Source organism: Flavobacterium sp. 1 (assembly GCF_002797935.1).
Classification (GTDB): domain Bacteria; phylum Bacteroidota; class Bacteroidia; order Flavobacteriales; family Flavobacteriaceae; genus Flavobacterium.
Genome location: NZ_PGER01000001.1, coordinates 2002832 through 2026270, shown reverse-complemented (window position 1 = coordinate 2026270; position 23439 = coordinate 2002832). Strand labels below are relative to the sequence as shown.

Annotated in this window: 14 protein-coding genes; 12 read left to right on the top strand and 2 right to left on the bottom strand. The window is 34.0% G+C overall.

The genetic code is table 11. From position 1 onward, the window contains the following. Nucleotides 1-18: 18 nt before the first annotated feature. The gene (gene nagB, locus CLU83_RS08125; RefSeq protein WP_100431136.1) at nucleotides 19-1932 is read left to right on the top strand and encodes a glucosamine-6-phosphate deaminase; all 1914 of its coding nucleotides are present in this window, start codon (nucleotides 19-21) and stop codon (nucleotides 1930-1932) included. A gap of 404 nt (nucleotides 1933-2336) precedes the next feature. On the opposite strand, the gene CLU83_RS08120 is transcribed toward nagB, so the two are convergent. Both CLU83_RS08120 and CLU83_RS08115 read right to left on the bottom strand, forming a co-directional pair. Then, nucleotides 2337-3050 carry a LytTR family DNA-binding domain-containing protein gene (locus tag CLU83_RS08120; protein WP_100431135.1) on the bottom strand — a complete coding sequence of 238 codons (714 nt, stop codon included), beginning with the start codon at nucleotides 3048-3050 and terminating at the stop codon, nucleotides 2337-2339. A gap of 63 nt (nucleotides 3051-3113) precedes the next feature. Then, nucleotides 3114-4172, bottom strand: a complete 1059-nt coding sequence (locus CLU83_RS08115) for a sensor histidine kinase (protein WP_100431134.1) — start codon at nucleotides 4170-4172, stop codon at nucleotides 3114-3116. A 122-nt stretch (nucleotides 4173-4294) separates the two neighbouring features. On the opposite strand from CLU83_RS08115, the gene CLU83_RS08110 reads away from it, so the two are divergent. The 11 genes from CLU83_RS08110 (at nucleotide 4295) to CLU83_RS08060 (ending at nucleotide 23434) form a co-directional block, all read left to right on the top strand. After that, a complete protein-coding gene (locus CLU83_RS08110) occupies nucleotides 4295-6538 on the top strand; it encodes a GH92 family glycosyl hydrolase (protein ID WP_100431133.1) in 2244 nt (747 codons plus the stop codon). A 33-nt stretch (nucleotides 6539-6571) separates the two neighbouring features. After that, nucleotides 6572-8449 (top strand): sodium:solute symporter family protein, encoded by a 1878-nt coding sequence (locus CLU83_RS08105; RefSeq protein WP_100431132.1) that lies wholly within the window; start codon nucleotides 6572-6574, stop codon nucleotides 8447-8449. A gap of 191 nt (nucleotides 8450-8640) precedes the next feature. Beyond that, complete coding sequence (locus CLU83_RS08100) at nucleotides 8641-9606, top strand: glycoside hydrolase family 130 protein (protein ID WP_100431131.1); 966 nt, start codon at nucleotides 8641-8643, stop codon at nucleotides 9604-9606. Between the two features lie 7 nt (nucleotides 9607-9613). Beyond that, nucleotides 9614-10678: a carbohydrate-binding family 9-like protein gene (locus CLU83_RS08095; protein ID WP_100431130.1), complete on the top strand. Its 1065-nt coding sequence runs from the start codon at nucleotides 9614-9616 to the stop codon at nucleotides 10676-10678. 47 nt (nucleotides 10679-10725) lie between these two features. Continuing rightward, a complete protein-coding gene (locus CLU83_RS08090) occupies nucleotides 10726-11871 on the top strand; it encodes a glycoside hydrolase family 18 protein (protein ID WP_232727024.1) in 1146 nt (381 codons plus the stop codon). 2 nt (nucleotides 11872-11873) lie between these two features. Beyond that, complete coding sequence (locus tag CLU83_RS08085) at nucleotides 11874-12989, top strand: putative glycoside hydrolase (protein ID WP_100431128.1); 1116 nt, start codon at nucleotides 11874-11876, stop codon at nucleotides 12987-12989. Then, nucleotides 12989-15223, top strand: a complete 2235-nt coding sequence (locus tag CLU83_RS08080; protein ID WP_100431127.1) for a GH92 family glycosyl hydrolase — start codon at nucleotides 12989-12991, stop codon at nucleotides 15221-15223. The genes CLU83_RS08085 and CLU83_RS08080 overlap by 1 nt, the downstream gene beginning before the upstream one ends. Nucleotides 15224-15235: 12 nt before the next feature. After that, nucleotides 15236-16264 carry an isoaspartyl peptidase/L-asparaginase family protein gene (locus CLU83_RS08075; RefSeq protein WP_100431126.1) on the top strand — a complete coding sequence of 343 codons (1029 nt, stop codon included), beginning with the start codon at nucleotides 15236-15238 and terminating at the stop codon, nucleotides 16262-16264. Nucleotides 16265-16453: 189 nt separating this feature from the next. Next, on the top strand, nucleotides 16454-19594 hold the full coding sequence (locus CLU83_RS08070; RefSeq protein ID WP_100431125.1) for a glycoside hydrolase family 2 TIM barrel-domain containing protein: 3141 nt from the start codon (nucleotides 16454-16456) through the stop codon (nucleotides 19592-19594). A 5-nt stretch (nucleotides 19595-19599) separates the two neighbouring features. Next, nucleotides 19600-21918 carry a family 20 glycosylhydrolase gene (locus CLU83_RS08065; protein WP_100431124.1) on the top strand — a complete coding sequence of 773 codons (2319 nt, stop codon included), beginning with the start codon at nucleotides 19600-19602 and terminating at the stop codon, nucleotides 21916-21918. A gap of 31 nt (nucleotides 21919-21949) precedes the next feature. Beyond that, a complete protein-coding gene (locus tag CLU83_RS08060) occupies nucleotides 21950-23434 on the top strand; it encodes an alpha-L-fucosidase (protein ID WP_100431123.1) in 1485 nt (494 codons plus the stop codon). Nucleotides 23435-23439 lie beyond the last annotated feature (5 nt).

Here is a 23439-nt window from a genome sequence, read left to right as displayed (position 1 = left end):
TTTAAAGAAAACGGGCAAATGACTAAAGAAGGCATAAATTTTAAAGAAGCTGGAAAATTTGAAGAAACACGTTTTGAGAAGATTCATAACGTGATTTTCGGATCATCTAAGGAAGCTTCCTTATTAGTTGCACAAGAAATAGCAAACATAATTCAGAGAAAAGAAGAATTAAATGAACCATGCGTTTTAGGATTAGCAACGGGATCTTCGCCGGTAAAAGTTTACGAAGAACTTGTAAGACTGCATAAAGAAGAAGGCTTAAGTTTTTCAAATGTAGTAACCTTCAATTTGGATGAATATTATCCAATGGATAAAAATAATATCCAGAGTTACTGGTATTTCATGCATGAGCATCTTTTTAATCATGTTGATATTCTTCCGGAAAATATTAATATTCCTGACGGAAATATCAGTAATGAAGATTTACAGCAATATTGTATCGATTATGAAATGAAAATTAAATCATACGGTGGTTTAGATTTCCAGCTTTTAGGAATTGGAAGAACAGGTCATATTGGGTTTAATGAGCCGGGATCTCACGTTAATTCAGGAACAAGAAGCATTACGCTTGATCATTTGACACGTATCGATGCTGCATCTTCATTTTTAGGTATTGATAACGTACCCCGAAAAGCCATTACAATGGGAATTGGTACTGTAAAAACTGCCAAAAGAATTGTACTTCTTGGATGGGGAATCAGTAAAGCTGAAATCATAAAAAAAACTATAGAAGGAGAAATTTCTGCACAAGTGCCTGCAACATATTTACAACAGCACAGCAACGCAACATTTGTTTTAGATACCGAGGCTTCATCAGAATTAACGAGAGTTAAAACACCTTGGTTAGTAAAATCAATTATCTGGACAGAGGAATTAAAGCTTAAGGCAGTTGCCTGGTTAAGTGAATTGACTAAAAAGCCTTTTCTTAAACTTACAGATAAAGATTATAATGAACACGGTATGTCTAGTTTGTTGACAGAAGAAGGAACTGCTTATGATTTAAATATTAAAATGTTTAATAAAATGCAGCAGACTATTACTGGCTGGCCTGGAGGAAAACCAAATGCAGATGATACTTACAGACCAGAACGAGCTACTCCGGAAAGAAAGAGAATTATCATTTTCAGCCCGCACCCTGATGATGATGTTATCTCGATGGGAGGAACTTTTGACAGATTGGTAGAACAAGGACATGATGTGCATGTAGCATACCAGACATCTGGAAATATTGCTGTTTCTAATGAAGAGGCTTTAAAATTTGCTGAAATTTCGATGGCATTAAATAAAAATTCCAACGAATCTGAAGACATTATCAACTTTTTAAAGAATAAAAAAGCTACTGATATTGATTCATTAGAAGTTAGAAAATTAAAAGGATTAATTAGAAGAAGCGAGTCTTTGGCTGCTATGAGATATTTAGGTTTGCTGGATTCAAATGTTAACTTTCTGGATTTGCCTTTTTATGAAACGGGCACAGTTAAAAAAAATAATCTGGGTGAAGCTGATATAGAAATTATGTGCGATATTATTGAAAGAATAAAACCGCATCAAATTTATGCAGCAGGAGATTTAGCTGATCCGCATGGAACTCATAAGGTTTGTTTAGATAGTTTGTTTGAGGCTTTAAAAAGATTAAAGCATAAAGATTTTATGGATGATTGCTGGGTCTGGTTATATAGAGGAGCGTGGCACGAGTGGGAATCATTTCAAATTGAAATGGCGGTTCCAATGAGTCCCGATCAGGTTCTTAAAAAACGTCATGCGATTTTCTATCACCAATCTCAAAAAGATGGAGTAATGTTTCAGGGAGATGACAGTAGAGAATTTTGGGTAAGAGTTGAAGATAGAAATAGATTGACAGCAGAAAAATATAATGCTTTGGGACTAGCTGATTATTCTGCTATTGAAGCATTTAAACGATATCATTTTTAGTTTGTTTTTAATAAGTACAAAAATTATATAAGATATTTTTTTTGGTTAGTTAGTTACCTGTTTGTTGAAAATGCAACCGTAATGGTTGCATTTTTTTTATATAATTAAAACTTGTACCATTTAGAAATATAAAATAATCCAATTCTATCTCCCTCTCCTTTGGAGAGGGTCGGGGTGAGGTTAAACAAAAAAACTATTTTATATTTCTAAATGGTATTATTTTGGTACAAATAATAACTTTGAGTAAAGCGCTTTTACTTTGAAAGTGCTCGACTCCGCACAACCTGATACCTATCTAAATTATACCTAAAACGGGTATAATGGATAAGGAAAATTCAAAATAGTCGCCCTAAGCAAAGTTAAGATCTTTTGCATTACATTGCTCCTTCGGCTTTGATCAGGTATTAAATAGAAGAATTTAAAATTCTTTGTTTTACGTGATCAATATAAGATCTTCCAATTACGTATCTAAGTCCTTCAATTTCGATACTGTTTCCCTCAACGGCATCAATCTTATCAATAGCAATAGTATATGATCGGTGTATTCTCAAAAAATTTCTTTCGGGTAATAAATCTGTAAAGTCAGATAATGTACTGTGTATTATGTATTTACCGGTTAAAGTATTTATTTTTAGGTAATCTTTCAAACTCTCAATGACTAAAATTTCATTAAAAAATATTTTTTTCATTCTCTTCTTGTCGATCTTAACAAAAATAAAAGGGCTTTCAGGATTATTTTCCTGCGGGGTATTACTGTTATTGTTAAGTCTTTTGCTAATCTTGTTTAGGGTTTTCATTAACCTTGGAAATTCGATTGGCTTTACCAGATAGTCTAGAACGTCTAATTCATAAGTTTCTATAGCAAACTGACTGTAAGCACTTGTAATAATAAGTATTGGAGGGTTTTCTAGACTTTTTATGAAATTTATGCCATCTAGAACCGGCATATTGATATCAAGAAAAATTACATCAACTTTATTGTTTTTTAAAAAATTTAAGCCTTCAATTGGATTGCTAAAAGTATTTATTACCTCAAAATTTTCAACAGGCTCCAGGTAATTTTTAATAACATTAATTGCTAATGGCTCATCATCTATGATTAAACAATTTATTTTCATTACTATTTATGTTTTTTTTGAGAGAAATAAATTTAGTAGTTGTAAAAAGAGAGAAAATTGTTTTTAAGATACTTTAATTACAAGCTTTGCAACAAAAATATCCTTTTTATTTTTAAATGAAAGCTTATAATCGCTTTTATTATAACCTAATTCAAGCCTTTTTTTAACATTTTCTAAACCTATACCGCTAGACTTGTTAAAATTATCTTTATGTTCAGTAATTTCGGGCATTGGGTTAGTAATTGTGAAATGCAAAAAATCACCTTTAATCTTAAAATTGATGTCGATTATAACTGCTCCGGTGTTCTTGTTCACACCATGTTTAAATGCATTCTCAATAAAGGTGAGCAGTATGATAGGACTAATTTCTTTATCATGAATGTCTCCTGAAATATACATATTAACTTCTAATCGGTCATCATTTCTAATTCTTTCTAAGTCCAGGTAATTTTGTATGCAAAGTATTTCGTTTTCTAAAGTTTGTTTCTTATTCTTTGTTTCGTACAGCATGTAACGCATTAATTCAGAAAGTTTGAGAACAATTTTTGGAGTTTTATTTGATTTTTCTACCGATAAAGAATAAATATTGTTGAGGGTATTGAAGAAAAAATGTGGAGAAATTTGAGATTTAAGAAAAAGCAATTCTGTTTCTAATTGAGATTTTTCAAGATCGGTTACCCTTCTTTGTTCATTCAAAAAATCGAATGTAATCTTAATTGCTGTCACAAAGGTGATTACATAGAGTTCCCCCATCATCATGTCTATAGTATAATTGAGTGTTAATTTATCGATAGTTTCAGGTCCTTCGGGCCAGACGTTATGCGTTATTAATAAGTATGTGAGATTAAATTTTATAAATACCATTATAAATATGGAGGATAAAACCGCAAGGACATATAGAAGATATTTTTTTCGATAAACCAAATAAGGCATAAATATTAAGATATTCAGATAACATAATGTCATGTGAATAGGAAAGCCCAATAAGTTTGTTTTTAATGAATACAGATAATCATTAAAATAGCTTCCCCAACGAAATGTGTTAAATAAAAAGTAAGTAAGCCAAAAAAAGATGTGATAATGTAATGGTAATCGATATAATTTGCTGGAATTTAAATTCATAATAATGATATGCTTTTGTGAATTTTTTGATGTTTATCTTAGTTTATATGTTGTCCGTCTAAATTACTATTAAATAAAAGTTGAATTTGTTTAATTTTAAAGTTAAATTAAGATTGTTAAATATGAAGAATTTTACCCTGCTGGTTTTGCTTGTTATTTTAGCTGCAAGTTGCAAAATAAATGTAAACAAAAATCACAATCACAAAACACTTTTTGTCAACTATGTTGATCCTTTTATTGGTACTGGTGGTCACGGGCATACTTATCCGGGAGCAACAGTTCCATTTGGAATGCTGCAGGTAAGCCCAGACAATGGAATTTCAAGCTGGGATTGGTGTTCGGGTTATCATCATTCGGATTCTATTGTTGCTGGTTTCAGTCATCTGCATTTAAGCGGAACTGGAATTGGAGATTTGGCAGATATCTTATTCATGCCGACAAATAAAAAAGTCGATTTAACAACAAAAACAACTTCACGCGATCAATTACCTTATAAATCTTCCTATAGTCATGTTAATGAAAAAGCGGCACCGGGCTCTTATCAGGTTTTTCTTGAAGACCCTAAAATCAATGTAGAATTAACTTCATCCCAAAGAACTGCCTTCCATAAATATACATTTGTAGAAAATGATAAACAATCGGTCGTAATCGATCTTGGATTTGCCATTAATTGGGACAAAACCCTGAAAACAAGAATTACAATTGAAGATGAATATACCATAAGCGGGTATCGTTTTAGTACCGGATGGGCAAAAAATCAGAAAGTGTTTTTCGTGGCAAAATTTTCAAAACCAATTTCAGAATCCATTTTACTTGCTAATAAACAAATTGTTACAGGAAATAAAGCAGATGGAGAAAATACAGCAACACAATTATTTTTCAATACAAATAATACAAATGAATTATTTGTAAAAGTGGCCTTGTCATCTGTAAGTGCGGATAATGCAAAAGATAATCTGGACGGAGAAAAATCAACTTTCGAAAAAACAAAATCTCAGGCAGCCACAATCTGGAGTACTGCTTTGAGTAAAATTACAGTAGAAACACCCGTTGATTCATTAAAAACAATGTTTTATACTGCAATGTATCATGCACAATTAGCACCTGTAACCTATAGTGATAAAAACGGAGAATTTAGAAAAGAGGATGACCAAATTGTTGCTGCAAAAGGTTATACCGCTTACTCGACCTTATCACTATGGGATACTTTTAGGGCTGAAAATCCTTTACTTACCTTATTGGCTCCGGATAGAGTTTCAGATATTGTAAACTCAATGTTAATCTATTACGATACCAAAAAGATATTACCGGTCTGGACACTCTACGCCAATGAAACCAATACAATGACGGGTTATCATTCAATTCCTGTAATTGTTGATGCGTACCAAAAAGGCATCAAAGGTTTTGATGCTGAAAAGGCATACGAAGCTATGAAAGCTACAATGATGCAGGATGAACGCGGCTTGAATTTCTACAAAAAATACGGCTACATTCCTTATAATTTACTTGATGAATCAGTAACAATTACTTTAGAGTATGCTTATGACGATTGGTGTGTGGCTCAAATGGCCAAAGCTTTAGGCAAAAGTGATGATTATCAATTTTTTCTAAAACGTTCTCAGGCTTATCAATATTTATTTGATTCAAAAACTGGGTTTATGAGAGGAAAAGCGGAAGATGGAAAATCGTGGAATGAGCCTTTCGATCCCAAACATTCCAACCACAGAGAACATACAGATTATACCGAAGGAAACGCCTGGCAGCACAGCTGGTTTGTACCACAGAATGTAGACAATTTAATTTCGCTTCACGGAAGTGATGAAGTTTTTGCAAAACGTTTAGAACAGTTATTTACAGAGAGCTCAGAAATTACAGGAAGCAATGTTTCTGCAGATATTTCAGGGTTAATTGGGCAATACGCACACGGAAATGAGCCAAGCCATCATATAGCTTACATGTTCAATCATGCTAATCAGCCTTGGAGAACGCAATATTGGGTACGTCATATTTTAGACACGCAATACAATACAACGCCAAACGGATTGAGCGGTAATGAAGACTGCGGACAAATGTCGGCCTGGTATGTTTTCAGTTCTATGGGACTATATCCTATGAATCCAGCTTCGGGAGAATACGAAATTGGAAGTCCAATTTTTGAAAAAGCAACAATCAATCTTGAAGGCGGAAAAACTTTTGTAATTGAAGCAGAAAATGTTTCAGACAAAAACTTTTATATACAATCAGTAGCACTAAATGGCTCCGAATTCAATCAAACAGCAATTACGCACCAACAGATTTTAAAAGGCGGAGTTTTACATTTTGTAATGGGAGCACAGCCAAATAAAAGCTGGGGATTAAAAAAATAGCAAACCATTTAACTAATTAATAAATAAAAATTAATGGATATCATTGACGTATCAATCATCGTAGCTTATATTTTGCTCTCAGTAGGTATAGGAATTTGGATTTCAAGAAAAGCATCAAAAGGATTAGATGATTATTTCCTTGGCGGAAAAACAATAAAATGGTATCTTTTAGGTCTAAGCAACGGATCAGGAATGTTTGATGTTTCAGGAACTTCCTGGATGATTGGAGTGCTATTTTTGTATGGTGTAAAAAGTTTCATGTTTATGTGGCTTTGGCCGATATGGAATCAGATTTTCGTGATGATGTTTCTTGCAGTCTGGATCAGAAGATCAAAAGTAATGACAGGTTCTGAATGGATTTTAACCCGCTTTGGAAGCGACAGAGCCGGAAAAGCATCACATATTATTGTGGCTATTTTTGCCATTATTTCTACCATTGGTTTTATCGCTTACTTTTTTGAAGGAATAGGGAAATTTATAACCATCATTCTTCCTTGGGATTTAACGCTTCATTACGGTGATTTAATTTTGCTGACTTCAGAGCGTTCTTATGCTTTGATTATTATTCTTTTAACGACAATTTACACTGTAAAAGGCGGAATGTTCTCTGTAGTAGCAACAGAGGTTGTACAATATTTAATTATGATTGTTGCCAGTGTTTTAATTGCTGGTTACGCTTTTATTAACTATACAGATATTCAGATAAATTCGGTTATTACAGAAGAGTGGAAAAATGTTTTCTTCGGCTGGCAATTTGAAACCCAATGGAGTGATAAGTTTCAAACTTTCAATAATTTAATTGATTCTGAAGGGTACAAAATGTTTGGCGCTTTTATAGGAATGACTTTGTTCAAAGGTTTCTTCGCCAGTATCGCAGGTCCAACCCCAAGTTATGATTTACAAAGAGTACTTTCTACCAAATCGGTAAAAGAAGCGGCTTATATGAGTGGTTTTACGAACTTAATTTTATTCATTCCAAGATATTTATTAATTACTGGAATCGTTGTAATTGCTTTGATAAATTTGGCACCGCAGCTGAATGCGAATACAGGATTAACAGGAGCTGATTTAGAGTTATTAATGCCAAAAGTGGTCAATTTATACATTCCTGTTGGAATTAAAGGAATTTTATTGGCTGGTTTATTAGCTGCTTTCATGTCTGGATTTTCAGCTTTTGTAAATGCAGGACCGGCGTATATCGTGAATGATATTTATAAAAAGTACTTTAAACCGGTTGCTTCAAATGCACATTATATAAAAGTAAGTCAGATTTCTTCTTTTCTGGTTGTTGGTTTAGGCGTTTTTATGGGATTCTTTGCAGACTCAATTAATTCATTGACGTTATGGATTACAAGTGCATTATACGGAGGTTACGTAGCAGCAAATTTCTTAAAATGGATTTGGTGGCGTTTTAACGGCTGGGGTTATTTCTGGGGAATGTTCGCCGGATTGATCATTGCTTCTTTACAATTTGCTTTAGGTCAGGCCAAAGGAAGTTTAACAGAAGGATCATTTTTATATGATCTAGCACAAGTACAAGCCATTTACTTGTTTCCATTAATATTTGGGTTTTCTATTTTGGGGTGTCTTTTAGGAACTTTTTTAAGCAAACCTACAGATATGGAAGTTTTGAAATCTTTTTACAAAAACGTAAGACCTTGGGGCTGGTGGAATCCGGTTTATAAAATATTAAAAACTGAAGATCAGACTTTCGAAAAAAATAATGATTTCTGGAAAGATATGCTGAATTGTGTGATCGGGATTGTATGGCAGTCAAGTATGATTTTGCTTCCGATATTTTTCATCATCAGAGATTATCCAAAGGCAATTACGGCACTAGTTGTGTTTTTAGTAACGACTACGATCTTGAAATTTACTTGGTTGGATAAAGTTAGAAAAATAGAAGATTAGTAATTAGAAAATTTTAAACACATAGAAACATAGGCTTATATGTGTAAAAAAAAGAATATAAAAGAAACTAGTTTCTCACACATAGCTATGTGTTTTAATGCAAGTGAAACGCCTTTTTAAGCTATGAAATCTATGTTTCTATGTGTTTAAATAAAGATAAAGATTAAACAAACTATAATAATAAAGAAAGCATGAGTACAATTCCTTGGCAAGACAAACCCGAAAACAGCAATGACGTAATGTGGAGATATTCTGAAAATCCAATTATTGACAGATACGCTATACCATCATCAAACAGTATTTTTAATAGTGCAGTAGTTCCTTTTGGAGACGGATTTGCAGGTGTTTTCAGATGTGATAATAAAGCAGTTCAAATGAATATTTTTGCTGGTTTTAGTAAAAACGGAATCGATTGGGATATTAATCATGAACCAATTGTAATGCAGTCAGGTAATACTGAAATGATCGAATCGGCTTATAAATACGATCCTCGTGTTGTTTTTATCGAAGACCGCTATTGGATAACCTGGTGTAACGGATATAACGGACCAACAATTGGTATTGGATATACATTTGACTTCAAAGAATTTTTTCAATGCGAGAATGCCTTTTTACCGTTCAATAGAAACGGAGTTTTGTTTCCACAAAAAATAAACGGAAAATACGCCATGTTAAGCCGCCCGAGTGATAACGGACACACACCTTTTGGAGATATTTGGATTAGCTACAGCCCGGATATGAAATATTGGGGTGAACACAGACTCGTGATGAAACCAACTCCTTTTGAAGACAGTGCATGGCAGTGTACCAAAGTTGGAGCAGGACCAATCCCAATTCTTACTAAAGAAGGCTGGTTAATGATCTACCACGGCGTTATTAATACCTGCAACGGTTTCCGTTACGCAATGGGATCAGCGCTTTTAGATGTCGATTCACCGGACAAAGTAAAATACAGAACACAGCCTTATTTATTAGGACCAGCAGAAATTTATGAAATGGTTGGAGATGTTCCAAATGTAGTTTTCCCATGTGCCGCCTTACATAGCTTAGAAGAAGATAAATTAGCCGTATATTATGGTGCGGCAGATACAGTTGTGGCACTTGCATTTGGTAAATTAAGCGAAGTAATTCAGTTTACAAAAGAAAACAGTTTATAGAAAAAGTATGCGTTTAAAAATTCAATGGTTAACAATCGCTTTAGGGTTTATTTCGATTAGTGGATATTCACAATCGAAAAATACAATTATACCTAAAACCTACGTGGCCGCTAAAACTTCAAATCCGATTGTAATTGACGGAGATGAATCTGATATTTCATGGAATAAAGCAGATTGGACTGATCTTTTTGAAGATATATCCAATAACGAAAGACCAAAATACGCAACAAAAGTTAAAATGCTCTGGGATGAAACTAATTTTTATATATTGGCTAAAATTGATGAGCCGCATGTTTGGGCTAATTTAAAACAACGTGACACCATTATTTTTTACAACAACGATTTTGAAGTTTTCATAGATCCTGATAGTGACACTTTTAACTATTATGAATTAGAAATTAATGCTTTAAATACAGCTTGGGATCTGTTTCTGTCAAAACCATATAGAGAAAATGACAATGTTGTATTAAATGACTGGAATATTCCAGGGCTTAAATCAGCGGTAAAAATTAACGGAACGCTTAATAATCCAAACGATGTTGATGAAGGTTGGATTCTAGAAATGGCGATTCCCTGGGCATCTTATAAAACGTCTTACTTTGACAAAAATGTTCCAGTAGATAAGTTCTGGCGTGTCAATTTCTCAAGGGTAAATTGGCAGCACACGGTAATAAACAATACTTACGAACGAAAAAAAGATTCTGAAGGAAAATTTTTGCCCGAATACAATTGGGTTTGGTCGCCAATGGGAGTAATCAATATGCATGAACCTGAAAAATGGGGGTATGTTTATTTCTCTTCAAAAGAAGAAAAAGACACTTTTAAAATTCCGCAGGACGAAAAAGTGAAATGGGAACTTTACAATTTATACAGAGCCCAGAAAGAATATTTTCAAAAAAATAAAGTCTGGGCAAAATCACTAACTGCTCTTACAAAAGAAACTATCAGCGTGGATAATAAAATTTTAAAACCTATTTTTGAAAATCATGCCTCAGGATATAATATTTCAGTAAAAAGTCCTTTCTCAAATCAAATTTTTATTATACGAGAAGATGGTCAGTTCTTAAAGTAAAAAAAACAGACAAATTATCATTGATGATTCATTTTAAACAACATAATATGGCAATAAAATCAGTTTTTTTAATCCTGATTATTAGTATTTTTTTTGCTTGTTCTTCATTAGAAAAAAAACAAAATCAATCCAAAGAGAATTTTAAAATAATTGGATATGTTGCCGGCTACGAGAATTTTGATCCGTCAAAAATTGATGGGGGCAAGTTAACTCATCTTAATTATGCCTTTGCTAATATTGTTGATGGTAATGTTCAGTTTGAGCTGGCTACAGATAAGGCTAAAATAGAAACTATAATGGCACTTAAAAAGCAAAATCCTGATTTAAAAGTATTGTATTCTATTGGTGGCTGGGTTTGGTCAGATCAATTTTCAAACATAGCTGCTTATGCCGAATCAAGAGAAAAATTTGCTAAAAGTGCTGTTAAACTAATGAAAGCTTATGGTTTTGACGGGATTGATATTGATTGGGAATTTCCCGGACAACGTGCAGAGGACAACGCTTTTAGACCTTCAGACAAAGAAAATTTTACTTTGTTATTAGGAGAATTGCGTAAACAATTAGAAATTGAAACTAAAACGGATAATAAACATTATTTACTCAGTATTGCAGCAGGATCAGATCAGGAATATCTCAATCATACTGATTTGAAAAAAGCACATCAATATCTTGATTTTATAAATCTAATGTGTTACGATTTTTACAACGGTTGGTTTTATCAAACCGGACATCACGCTAATTTATATCCTTCAAAAGAAGAAAAATTTGGCGGAAATAGTATTAGTGAGTCAGTAGATAAATTTTTAAAAGAAGGTGTTCCTGCTAACAAGCTTATTTTAGGACTCCCTTTTTATGGAAGAAAGTGGGAAAAAGTAACAGCTGCGAATAATGGCTTATACCAATCAGCTTTAACGGGAAGCGCTATTGTGGCATCCTGGGAAATTACAGCAGCATTGAAATCAGGAAAATTTCAGGAATTATATGATGATTCGGCAAAAGCATCTTATTTATGGAATGCTCAGGACAATATTTTTATTTCTTATGAAACTCCAAAAGAAATTGCTTTAAAGGCAGCATTTATTAAACAAAAAAAATTAGGTGGCGCTATGTTCTGGGAATATAGTTTAGACAATAATCAGGAGTTATTAAACAAGCTATATGAAAGAGCAGGTAAAACAAAAGAAACGAATTAAATATGAAATATATCACACTATTGCTATTAGGATATTTTTTTATATCCTTCAATGCCACAGATTACCAAAATAATACTGCTGAAAAAGTTAAAAACACAACAGCAAAAAGAGGATTTAAATTTGGAGTCTGGACATCTGCAGATACTAAAAAATCTGATGCAGACTATACAAAAGAGTTCAAAAAATACAAAGACGCCGGAATCGATGAAGTATTAATCAATACTGGGGCAGACCCAAAACTCTTAAGAAGGATAGTGCCTTTAGCTAAAAAAGAAGGTCTAAAAGTTCATGCTTGGATTATGGCCATGAACAGACCTGGAGATTCTGTTGCATTACAGCATCCAGACTGGTATCAGGTAAGTAAAGAAGGAAAATCCTGCTTTGATAACCGCCCTTATGTTGATTATTACCAATGGTTATGTCCAACCAGAAAAGAGTCAAGAGAGCATGTTTTAGCTTTGGTTGAAGAATTAGCAAAAGTAGACGGAATAGAAAGTGTTCATTTAGATTATATTCGTTTTCCGGACATCTTTTTACCAATCAGTTTATTGCCAAAATACAACTTAGTTCAGGATGTAGAATTACCTCAATTCGATTTTTGCTATTGTGATGAATGTGTAAAAGCATTTGAAAAAATCCACCATAAAAATCCAAAACAAAGCCATAACACATCCATTGATATGGAGTGGAAAATCTTCAGATTAAATGCTATAAAAGCAGTTGTTGATGATGCGTATAAAATTGTTCACAAACACAATAAACAATTAACTGCCGCAGTATTTCCTTATCCGGAAATGGCAGACCACATGGTACGTCAGCGTTGGGACAAATGGAATATAGACGAAGTTTATCCAATGATTTATCATAGTTTTTATGATGAAGAAATTGACTGGGTGGGTTACGCAACAAAACAAGGTGCTGCAGACTTGGAAAATAAGAAAACGAAAATCAATACAGGAATTTATATTCCGGGATTAAAAAACGATGAAGAATTGAAAGAAGCTATTTTGCTGGCAAAAGAAAATGGAGCAGCTGGTGTTTCATTTTTCGACGGAAATGCATTGTCTGAAAGTAATTTAAAAACGATCAAAGAAACAAAAGCAAGTTTAAATAAATAATGAAGAAACAGTATTTGATATATGTACTATTTGTATTGTTATTATCTAATTGTGGTTTGCAAAAAAGTGATATTCAATTGACTGATTATGTAAATCCATTCATTGGTACAGCGGGTCCTGGGAATACGTATCCCGGAGCAACGATACCTTTTGGGATGGTACAGCTAAGTCCGGATATTGGAATACCCGGCTGGGATAGAATTTCGGGATATTATTATAAAGACTCTATTATTTCCGGATTTTCTCACATGCATTTATCAGGTACTGGCGCTGGCGATTTATATGATATTTTAGTGATGCCGACCAACAGTAGATTTACAAAACGGATTAAGGACAACAATTTTATACCGTTTTCGAGATTTTCGCATAATCAGGAAACAGCAGTTCCGGGTTATTATACTGTAAATTTATTAGATTTCGGAATTAAGGCAGAACTCACAGCAACTGCACGGACAGGTATTCATAAATATACTTTTCCTAAAGATGAGGCATCACAAATTCATATCGATTTAGGCTATTTCTTAAATTGGGATGCTCCTGTAGAAACTTATATTAATGTCGTGGATCAGACCACTATTGAAGGGTATAGAAAATCAACAGGCTGGGCCAAAGACCAACGGGTATATTTCGTTATAAAACTTTCAAAGCCTTTTAAATCATATCAGATTTTTAAAAACGATTCCCTTACAACTAATCCGGCAAAAGCAGTTAAGACTAAAATCGTTTTAAATTATAATACCGTTGATAAAGATGAAATAATCTTAAAAACAGGACTTTCCACCGCTTCTGTTAAAGGGGCTTATAAATCCTTGGATGAAGAAGCTCCCGATTTTAATTTTGAAAATTATAAAGCTAAAGCCTCTGCACTTTGGGAACAAGAATTACAAAAAATTCAGATCGCAACACCAGACGATACTAAAAAGAAAATCTTTTACACCATGATGTATCAGTCGATGTTGGCTCCTACATTATTAAGTGACTGTAACGGAGATTATAAAGGAGCCAATGGTACAATTGAAAATGCAAAAGGGTTTGACAGATACGATACATTTTCGTTATGGGATACCTATAGGGCGGCACATCCATTGTATACTATTTTGCATCCAAAACGTGTTTCCAATATGATTAATTCTTTATTGGCACATTATAAAGAAACAGGCTTATTACCCGTTTGGTCCATGCAGGGAAATGAAACTAATATGATGATAGGCAACCACGCAATACCTGTTATTGTCGATGCTTATTTTAAAGGAATTGAACATTTTGATACAGCATTGGCCTATAAAGCCTGTGTAGAAAGTTCTATGGCTGATTCAAGACAATTAGACAGTTATAAAACATTAGGCTATGTTCCTGTTGATGAAAATAATGAAAACTGGTCAGTTTCAAAAACGCTGGAGTATGCCTATGACGATTGGTGTTTGGCGCAGTTCGCAAAAGCATTACATAAAGTAAATGATTATGAATACTTCTTAAAACGTTCTGAGAATTGGAGAAACCTGTACGATTCAAAAAGTACATTTATGCGTCCAAAATTGAAAAATGGAGAATTTATAAAAGAATATATTCCAAAAGAATATACCCCTTATTTTTGCGAAAGCAATGCATGGCAATATTTTTGGTCAGTACCGCAAAATATTGAAGGTTTAATAAAATCAGTTGGCGGAAATTTAGTTTTTGAAAAAAAATTAGATTCAATGTTTACTTTAAAACCATTGCCTGAAGACAAATTGCCTATATTTAGCACAGGCATGATTGGACAATATGCGCATGGTAATGAGCCAGGCCATCATGTGGCTTACTTGTACAACTATATTAATGAACCCTGGAAAACAGAGAAGTTAGTCAGGGAAATTTTAGAAAGTCAGTATAAAAATACTCCCGGCGGGCATTGCGGAAATGAAGATTGCGGACAAATGTCGTCATGGTATATATTTAGTTCATTAGGTTTTTATCCTGTAAATCCTGCCCAGGGAATTTATAGTTTTGGGTCACCACTATTTGACGAAGCCACAATTAACTTAGAAAACAATAAAATATTTGTTATTGAAGCAAAAAACAACAGTAATAAGAATATATATATCCAATCTATTAAATTGAATGGAAAAAAAATAGACAGAAATTATATCACGCATAAAGAGATTGCACAAGGAGGAACCTTAATTTTTACAATGGGTAAATCCCCTAAAAAAAATAAAAATTACATGGCATTATCTTCGGAAATGTTTAATTAAAAAAACAAGCATATGTCAAATAGAAGAGATTTTATAAAAAAAACAACCTTAGGCACACTTGCCGTAAGTTCTGTTTTAGGCTATAGCGGATTTGCTAATAATACGAAAAATGAAGAAATTTCAGAAATCGAAGATTTCGGAAAAAAGCAAAAAAAACCAATTATCATTTCGACATGGAATCATGGTTTACCTGCAAATGAAGAAAGCTGGAAACAATTAAAAGCCGGAAAACCAGCCTTAGATGCTATCGAAGCCGGCATGAAAATTCCGGAAGCTGATCCCAATATCCGAAGTGTTGGGTATGGCGGATATCCGGATCGCGACGGGAAGGTCACTTTAGACGCCTGCATTATGGATCATAACAGCAATTGTGGTTCGGTTTGTTTTCTGGAAGGCATTATGCACCCTATTTCGGTAGCAAAAAGAGTATTACAAAATACGCCTCACGTTATGTTGGCGGGACAGGGAGCGCTTCAATTTGCATTGTCTGAAGGTTTTAAGGTAGAAAACCTATTAACTCCGGAATCTGAAAAGGACTGGAAAAAATGGCTGGAAGATTCAAAATACAAACCTGTAATAAATATAGAAAACCACGATACAATTAGTATGCTGATGCTGGATCAGGACGGAAACCTTGCCGGCGGCTGTACAACAAGCGGCGCCGCCTGGAAAATGCACGGCCGCGTCGGTGACTCCCCAATAATCGGCGCGGGGCTTTTTCTGGATAATGAAGTAGGAGCAGCTGCTGCAACCGGTTTAGGCGAAGCGGTTATAAGAACTGCAGGAAGTGCAATGGTTGTTGAATTAATGCGTCAGGGAAAATCGCCCTATGATGCCTGTAAAGAAATTACAGAACGTATTTACAACAAGCATAAAAACCATAAAGACATGGAATATCTGCAAGTCGGTTTTATTGCCTTGAATAAAAATGGCGAACATTCAGGTTACAGTTTAAGATCAGGTTTCAACTTTGCTGTTTCTGATGATGAAAAAGGACACCGAATGGAAGATGCAAAATTTAAAATGGCCTGGGAAAAATAAAATATACAGCGTGTAATATTTAAACACATAGAAGCAAAGACTTTATGCTGTCATAAGATCAAAATAAATGATATATCATTTTCACATAGTTACGTGAATTTTGCAAAAGTGAAACGCCTTTTCTAAAACATTAAAACCTATGCTTGTATGTGTTAATACAAATTTTACACATAGAGTAAACAAAAAAAAATGAAAAAAAAAATATCCATATTATCATTACTATTTATCTCAATTTTAAGCATTAACGCACAGGAAAAAGTTCCATTTTGGCAAAATGAAAAAATCAATGAAGATAATAGAGAGCCCATGCACGCTGCTTATTATGTTTTTGAAAATGAAGCATTAGCCACTAAAAATGAATGGAGACAATCGAAGAATTATTTGGATATAAACGGAACATGGAAGTTTAAATATGTAAACAGTCCGGATGAATTGCCAAAAGATTTTGAAAAAAGCACTTTTGACGATACAGCCTGGGACAACTTTAAAATTCCGGCCAGCTGGGATGTAAATGGTTATGGATATCCGGTTTACGTAAATACTACTTATGATTTTGATCATATAATGGCACCAAATCCGCCGTTTGTTCCCACAAAATATAATCCGACAGGAGTTTACAGAAGAGAAGTAACAATTGATAAATCCTGGGAAGGAAAAGACATTTTTCTTCATATTGGTACAGCAAAATCAAATCTGACGGTTTGGGTAAACGGAGTTTATGTAGGTTATGGCGAAGATGGAAAACTGCCGTCTGAATTCAACATAAATAAATATGTAAAAACCGGTAAAAACAGTATAGTTCTGAAAGTAATGAAATGGAATGACGGTTCGTATTTAGAATGTCAGGATATGTGGCGAATGAGCGGAATTACAAGAGATTCTTATTTGGTTGCCAGAAATAAAGCACACTTAAAAGATTATGAAATCATTCCCGATTTAGATGCATCATATGTAAATGGCTCTTTAAAAATTTCAACTGAATTTTCAGATTTAAATAAAAAAGACAATTATACTTTAGAAGTTCAATTAAAAGATGGTTCGACAGTTGTTGCTTCAAAAACTATCCCGGCGCTAAACGAGAAGCAAACCTTTGATTTTGAAGTAAATAATCCTAAAAAATGGAGTGCAGAAATTCCGAATTTATATCAAATTAGTTTTCTTTTAAAAGATAAAAAAGGAAATATTATTGAAGTAATCAATCAGAATGTTGGCTTTAGAAAAGTAGAAATCAAAGGCGGACAGCTTTTAGTAAACGGGAAAGCAATTTATATAAAAGGCGTTAACCGTCATGAAACAGACCCTGTTACGGGACAAACGATTTCAAGAGAACGTATGGAGCAGGATATTAAAATGATGAAAGAGTTTAATATCAATGCCGTGAGAATGTCGCATTATCCAAACGATGAATATTTTTATGAATTATGCGATAAATACGGAATTTATGTAGTTGATGAAGCTAATATCGAATCTCACGGAATGGGTTACGATATTACCAAAACTTTAGGGAATAAACCTGATTGGGAATTGGCGCACCTGCAACGTATGCAGCGTATGGTTGAAAGGGATAAAAATCATACATCCATTATTATTTGGAGTATGGGGAATGAAGCGGGTAACGGTTATAATTTTTACAGAGGTTATTTGTGGATAAAAAACCGTGACAAATCAAGACCAATTCAATACGAAAGAGCTACAGCCGGAGCCTGGGACGGGAAAGATTTGAAATATGAATGGGATTCTGATATTATTGACCCGATGTACAGTTCTCCAAATAAAATGGAAGAATATATTTTGGCAAATCCAAATCCGTCAAGACCTTATATTCAGTGCGAGTATGCGCATGCGATGGGAAATTCGATGGGAAATTTTAAAGATTATTGGGATGTATACAGAAAACATCCAAATTTTCAGGGAGGATTTATTTGGGATATGATCGATCAATCAGTTTATAAAACAATGCCTGACGGAACCCGTGTTTTGGGATATGGAGGTGATTTTGGACCAAAAAATGTAGTAAGTGATAATAATTTTTTAGACAACGGTGTGTTTTCTCCAGAAAGGACTCCAAATCCGCATGCTTTTGAAGTAAAAAATGTAATGCAAAACATTTTAACTTCATGGGAAAATCAGGAAATGGGAACAATTAAAGTGTACAATGAATTTTCGTTTAAAGATTTAAGCAATGTGACTTTACATTGGACATTAATTTTAGATGGTGTTAAAGAGGTAACAGGTGTAATCGATAATTTAGCAATTGATTCAAGGCAGTCAAAAACGTACACTTTACCCATTAAATTAGGCGATAAAAAATTTCAGGAAGCTTTTATAAACATTAGTTATCAGTTAAAGGTGGAAGAACCGTTTTTACCAAAAGGTTTCGAAATTGCAACAGAGCAATTAGCTTATAAAGGAACTTGGAAAAATGATGTTAAAGTTAAAGGTGCATCAAAAATTACGGTAGAGCAAACAGCAAACAGCATTATTTTTAAAAGTGATAAAGCCGAAATTGCTTTCGATAAAAAAACAGGATTTATTAATGGTTATTCATTCAATAATCTTTCGATTATAAAAGAAGGTTATCAATTGCGTCCAAATTTTTGGAGAGCACCAAATGATAATGATTTTGGGGCTAATTTTCAGAAAAATTTGGTGGCATGGAAAGAAGCTGCAGAAAATCCAGCTCTTATAACTTGGGCATATACTATTACGAAAGAGAATTTAATTATCGTAAAATCTGCTTATAATTTACTTCAGACGTCTTCGATTGTTGAATTAAATTATTTCATAAACAGCAACGGCGAAATAAGCGTAACAGAACAATTGACTATTGATAAAAAGAAAGAACAGCCGATTTTGCCAAGATTTGGTATGGAAATAATTCTTCAAAAAGACTTTAGTAATATGACCTATTACGGAAGGGGTCCGCACGAGAATTACATCGATAGAAAATACAGTTCACAAGTTGGTCTTTACACGCAATCCGTTTCAGAGCAATATTATCCATACATCCGTCCGCAGGAAACCGGAAATAAAACAGATGTTCGTTTCTTAGAACTGTCAAGTGATAAATTGAAATTAACGGTAACATCAGATAATTTATTAGCAATTACCGCTTTGCACTTCTTAAATGAAGATTTGGATGATGGTCTAAAAAAAGACCAAAGACATGCCGCCGAATTAAAAGAAAGAGATTTAACCAGTTTAAAAATTGATTCAAAACAAATGGGAGTTGGCGGTATCGACAGCTGGCAGGCTTGGCCAATGGAAAAATATCTGTTAAGAGACAAAGATTATTTCTATCAGTTTACAATAACACCATCTTTAAAATAACAATTATGAGAATATTAAAACCCATATCTGTCTTAATCTTCTTAGCTGTTTTAAGTTCGGGTTATAGTCAAAAAGTGTATACAGAAAAGGATATTCAGATTATCCCGAAACCAAATCTATTATTGATTCAACCGGGAACTTTTGAGTTTTCTAAAAATACCGTTTTTGTTGCCAATACAGATTTTCAAAAAGAGATTTCAAAGGCCCTAATCAGTAAGTTTGAAATGGCTGCTGGCTGGCGTCCGGTTTTGGGCAAAAAAGCACCGCAAAGCAATTTTATTCAGTTTAAAGTAAATCCTAATCTGCATAAAGAGGCTTATAAAGTTGAAGTACTTAATAATACAATTACGATTTCAGCTAACGGAAATGCAGGTTTTATTTACGGATTGGAAACCATCAGGCAATTGCTTCCGGCAGCTATAGAAAGCAAATATGCCATTACATCTGAAAAATGGCAGATTCCGAATGTAACGATTATTGATGAACCTCGTTTTCAATGGAGAGGATTAATGCTGGATTTATCGCGTCATTTCTTTGATAAAAATTATATTCTGGCTACAATCGATCGCTTGGCTATGCATAAAATGAACGTTTTGCATTTGCATTTAGTGGACGATCAAGGCTGGAGAATCGAAATTAAAAAATATCCAAAATTAACAGAAATTGGTGCCTGGAGAGTCGATCAGGAAAATGTATCATGGAATGCGAGATTGACCACAAATCCTGATGAAAAAGGAACTTATGGAGGTTTTTTAACGCAGGAAGAATTAAAAGAAATCGTAAAATACGCTGCAGCAAAAAATATCGAAATCATTCCCGAAATCGAAATGCCTGCGCACGTTAGTTCTGCAATTGCTTCTTATCCGGAATTGGCTTGTTTTGATCAGCACATTGGAGTTCCGTCCGGCGGATTATGGCCGATTACAGATATTTATTGTGCGGGAAAAGAATCAACTTTTGAGTTTTTGGAGAATGTAATAGACGAGGTGATAACAATTTTTCCTTCAAAATACATTCATATTGGCGGAGATGAAGCAACCAAAACGAATTGGGAAAAATGTCCGAATTGTCAAAAAAGAATTAAAGACGAGCACCTGAAAGATGTCAATGAACTGCAGAGCTATTTTGTCAAAAGAATGGAGAAATATATCAATTCTAAAGGCAAAAAAATAATTGGCTGGGATGAAATTATAGAAGGTGGTTTGGCTCCAGAAGCTGTAGTAATGAGCTGGAGAGGTACAAAAGGCGGCATTGAAGCAGCAGATCAAGGCCATGATGTTATTATGACTCCGGAATCTCCCTGTTATTTTAACTTTTATCAAGGTCCGCAAAACGAAGAACCGCTGGCTTTTGACGCTTATAATCCTTTAAATAAAGTTTACGAATTTGATCCTGTTGTTCCTGAAATGACGCCTCAGGAAGCTGCGTATGTTTTAGGCGGGCAAGCCAATTTATGGGCAGAACATCTGGCAGGTCCAAAAGATTCGGAATATATGATTTTCCCAAGATTGGCAGCTATGTCCGAAGTTTTATGGAGTTCGAAAGAAAACCGTAACTGGAATGATTTTACAACGAGATTGAAGCCCTTATTAATCCGTTATGATTATTTAGGAATCAATTACGCAAAAAGCGCTTATTTGGTAGCAGCTTCTTCAACGGCAGATTTAGCAAAAAAGCAAATCAATGTGGAGTTGAAAAATGAATTTCCGAATCCGGACATTCGATATGTTTTGGGAAATAAAAATATTGATCATAATGCTGTAAAATATATAAATCCAATTGAGTTTAAAGAAACAACAGTTTTAAAAGCTTCTTTATTTCAGGACGATAAACCAGTAGGAAAAACATTTACAGATACTATTATTTTTCATAAAGCAGTTGGGTATAAAGTCGAATATTTGACTCCTTTTAATCAGAATTATAAAGGAGATGCTAATACGATGGTAAATACGATTAGAGGAAGTAAAAATTTCCATGACGGACAATGGCAGGCTTGGCTTGTAAATGATATGGGACTGGTTATTGATCTTGAAAAACAAGAAAATATTGAGCAAGTAATTGTGGGGACTTTAGAAAGTCAGGGAGCGGGTGTTAATTTTCCGATAGAAGTAAATGTGCTGGTATCTACTGATGGCATCAAATACAAACAAGTTGGAAAAGTAGAACGTCCTTACGCAGTAAATCCGATTCCAGAATTGAAAGATTTTAAAATCAATTTTGAGAAACAGAATGTACGTTATGTAAAAGTAATCGCAGGCAATTTAAAGAAGAGCCCGAAAGGAGAAAGTTCGTGGCTGTTTGTAGATGAAATTTTAGTGAATTAAAAAAATAATAAACTTAATAAATAGATTAAAAATGAAAAGAGGAATATTCATAATAGCCATTTTATTTTCAGTTCAAATGTTTTCGCAGGCCATTTATGAAGATGAACGCTATGTTCTGGAAACGGATCCGTTAGTGTTGAAAAATTTAGAGGAGTGGCAGGGAAAAAAGTTTGGTTTGTTAATGCATTGGGGAACTTACAGTCAATGGGGAATTGTAGAATCATGGTCAATATGCCCGGAAGATTATGGATGGTGTGAGCGTAAAAAAGGAAGTAATCCAGCTAATTATAATGATTATGTAAAAGATTATGAAGGCTTAAAAAAAACATTTAATCCTGTAAAATTTGATCCTGCGAAATGGGCAAAAGCAGCGAAATATGCCGGAATGAAATACATGGTTTTTACCACGAAGCATCATGACGGCTTTAATATGTTTGACACCAAATATTCAGATTATAAAGTAACTGACAAAGATTGTCCTTTCAGCAGTAATCCTAAATCGAATATTGCTAAAGAAGTTTTTAATGCTTTTAGAAATGAAAATTTAATCGTTGGTGCTTATTTCTCTAAACCAGACTGGCACAACGAAAATTACTGGGATCCTTATTTTCCTCCTTTTGATAGAAACGTAAATTATGATCCGACATTATATCCTGAGAAATGGAAAAAATATGTTGATTTTACGCACAACCAAATTCTAGAATTATTGACAGATTACGGTAAAGTTGATATTTTGTGGCTAGATGGCGGATGGGTGAAAAAAAGAGATCTGCAAAACATCAAAGAAAACTATGATGAAAAGTTTGCAGAAAACGAATCTAAAAATGGTTTCATTAAGCACAGAGTGGTAGATCAGGATCCTAAAATGGATGAATTGGTTGTAGAAGCACGCCAGAAACAGCCTGGTTTAATTGTAGTTGACCGAGCCGTTCATGGTAAAAACCAAAACTACTTAACTCCAGAAAACAGAGTTCCTGAAAAAACATTACCTTATCCTTGGGAATCCTGCATTACTTCCGGCGGAGGCTGGTCGTATACTCCGGATGCTAAATATCTAACAGGCAGAGAAGGTATTCACATGCTTATTGATGTTGTAGCCAAAGGCGGAAATTTATTATTAAATGTAGCTCCAAGCCCGGAAGGTGAATGGCAGCAAGGCGCTTATGATTTATTGACAGCCTACGGAGACTGGATGAAAGTAAACAGCACAGCGATTTATAATACAAAACCAATTGCTCCTTACAAAGAGAACAACATTTGTATGACTCAAAATAAAGAAGGAAATGTTTTCCTGTTTTATTTGGCTAAACAAGGAGAAAATAAGATTCCTGCTGAAGTTACAGTAAAATCAATCAATCCGAAAAAAGGAACAAAAATCACTATGTTAGGTTCAAAAACATCATTAAAATGGACAAAAGAAGCTGAAGGTTTTAAAGTTGTAATTCCGGAAAGCTTAAGAAATAATTTACCGGCAAAAGAAGCCTGGACATTAAAAATTGAAGCTGTTAACAGATAGACAAA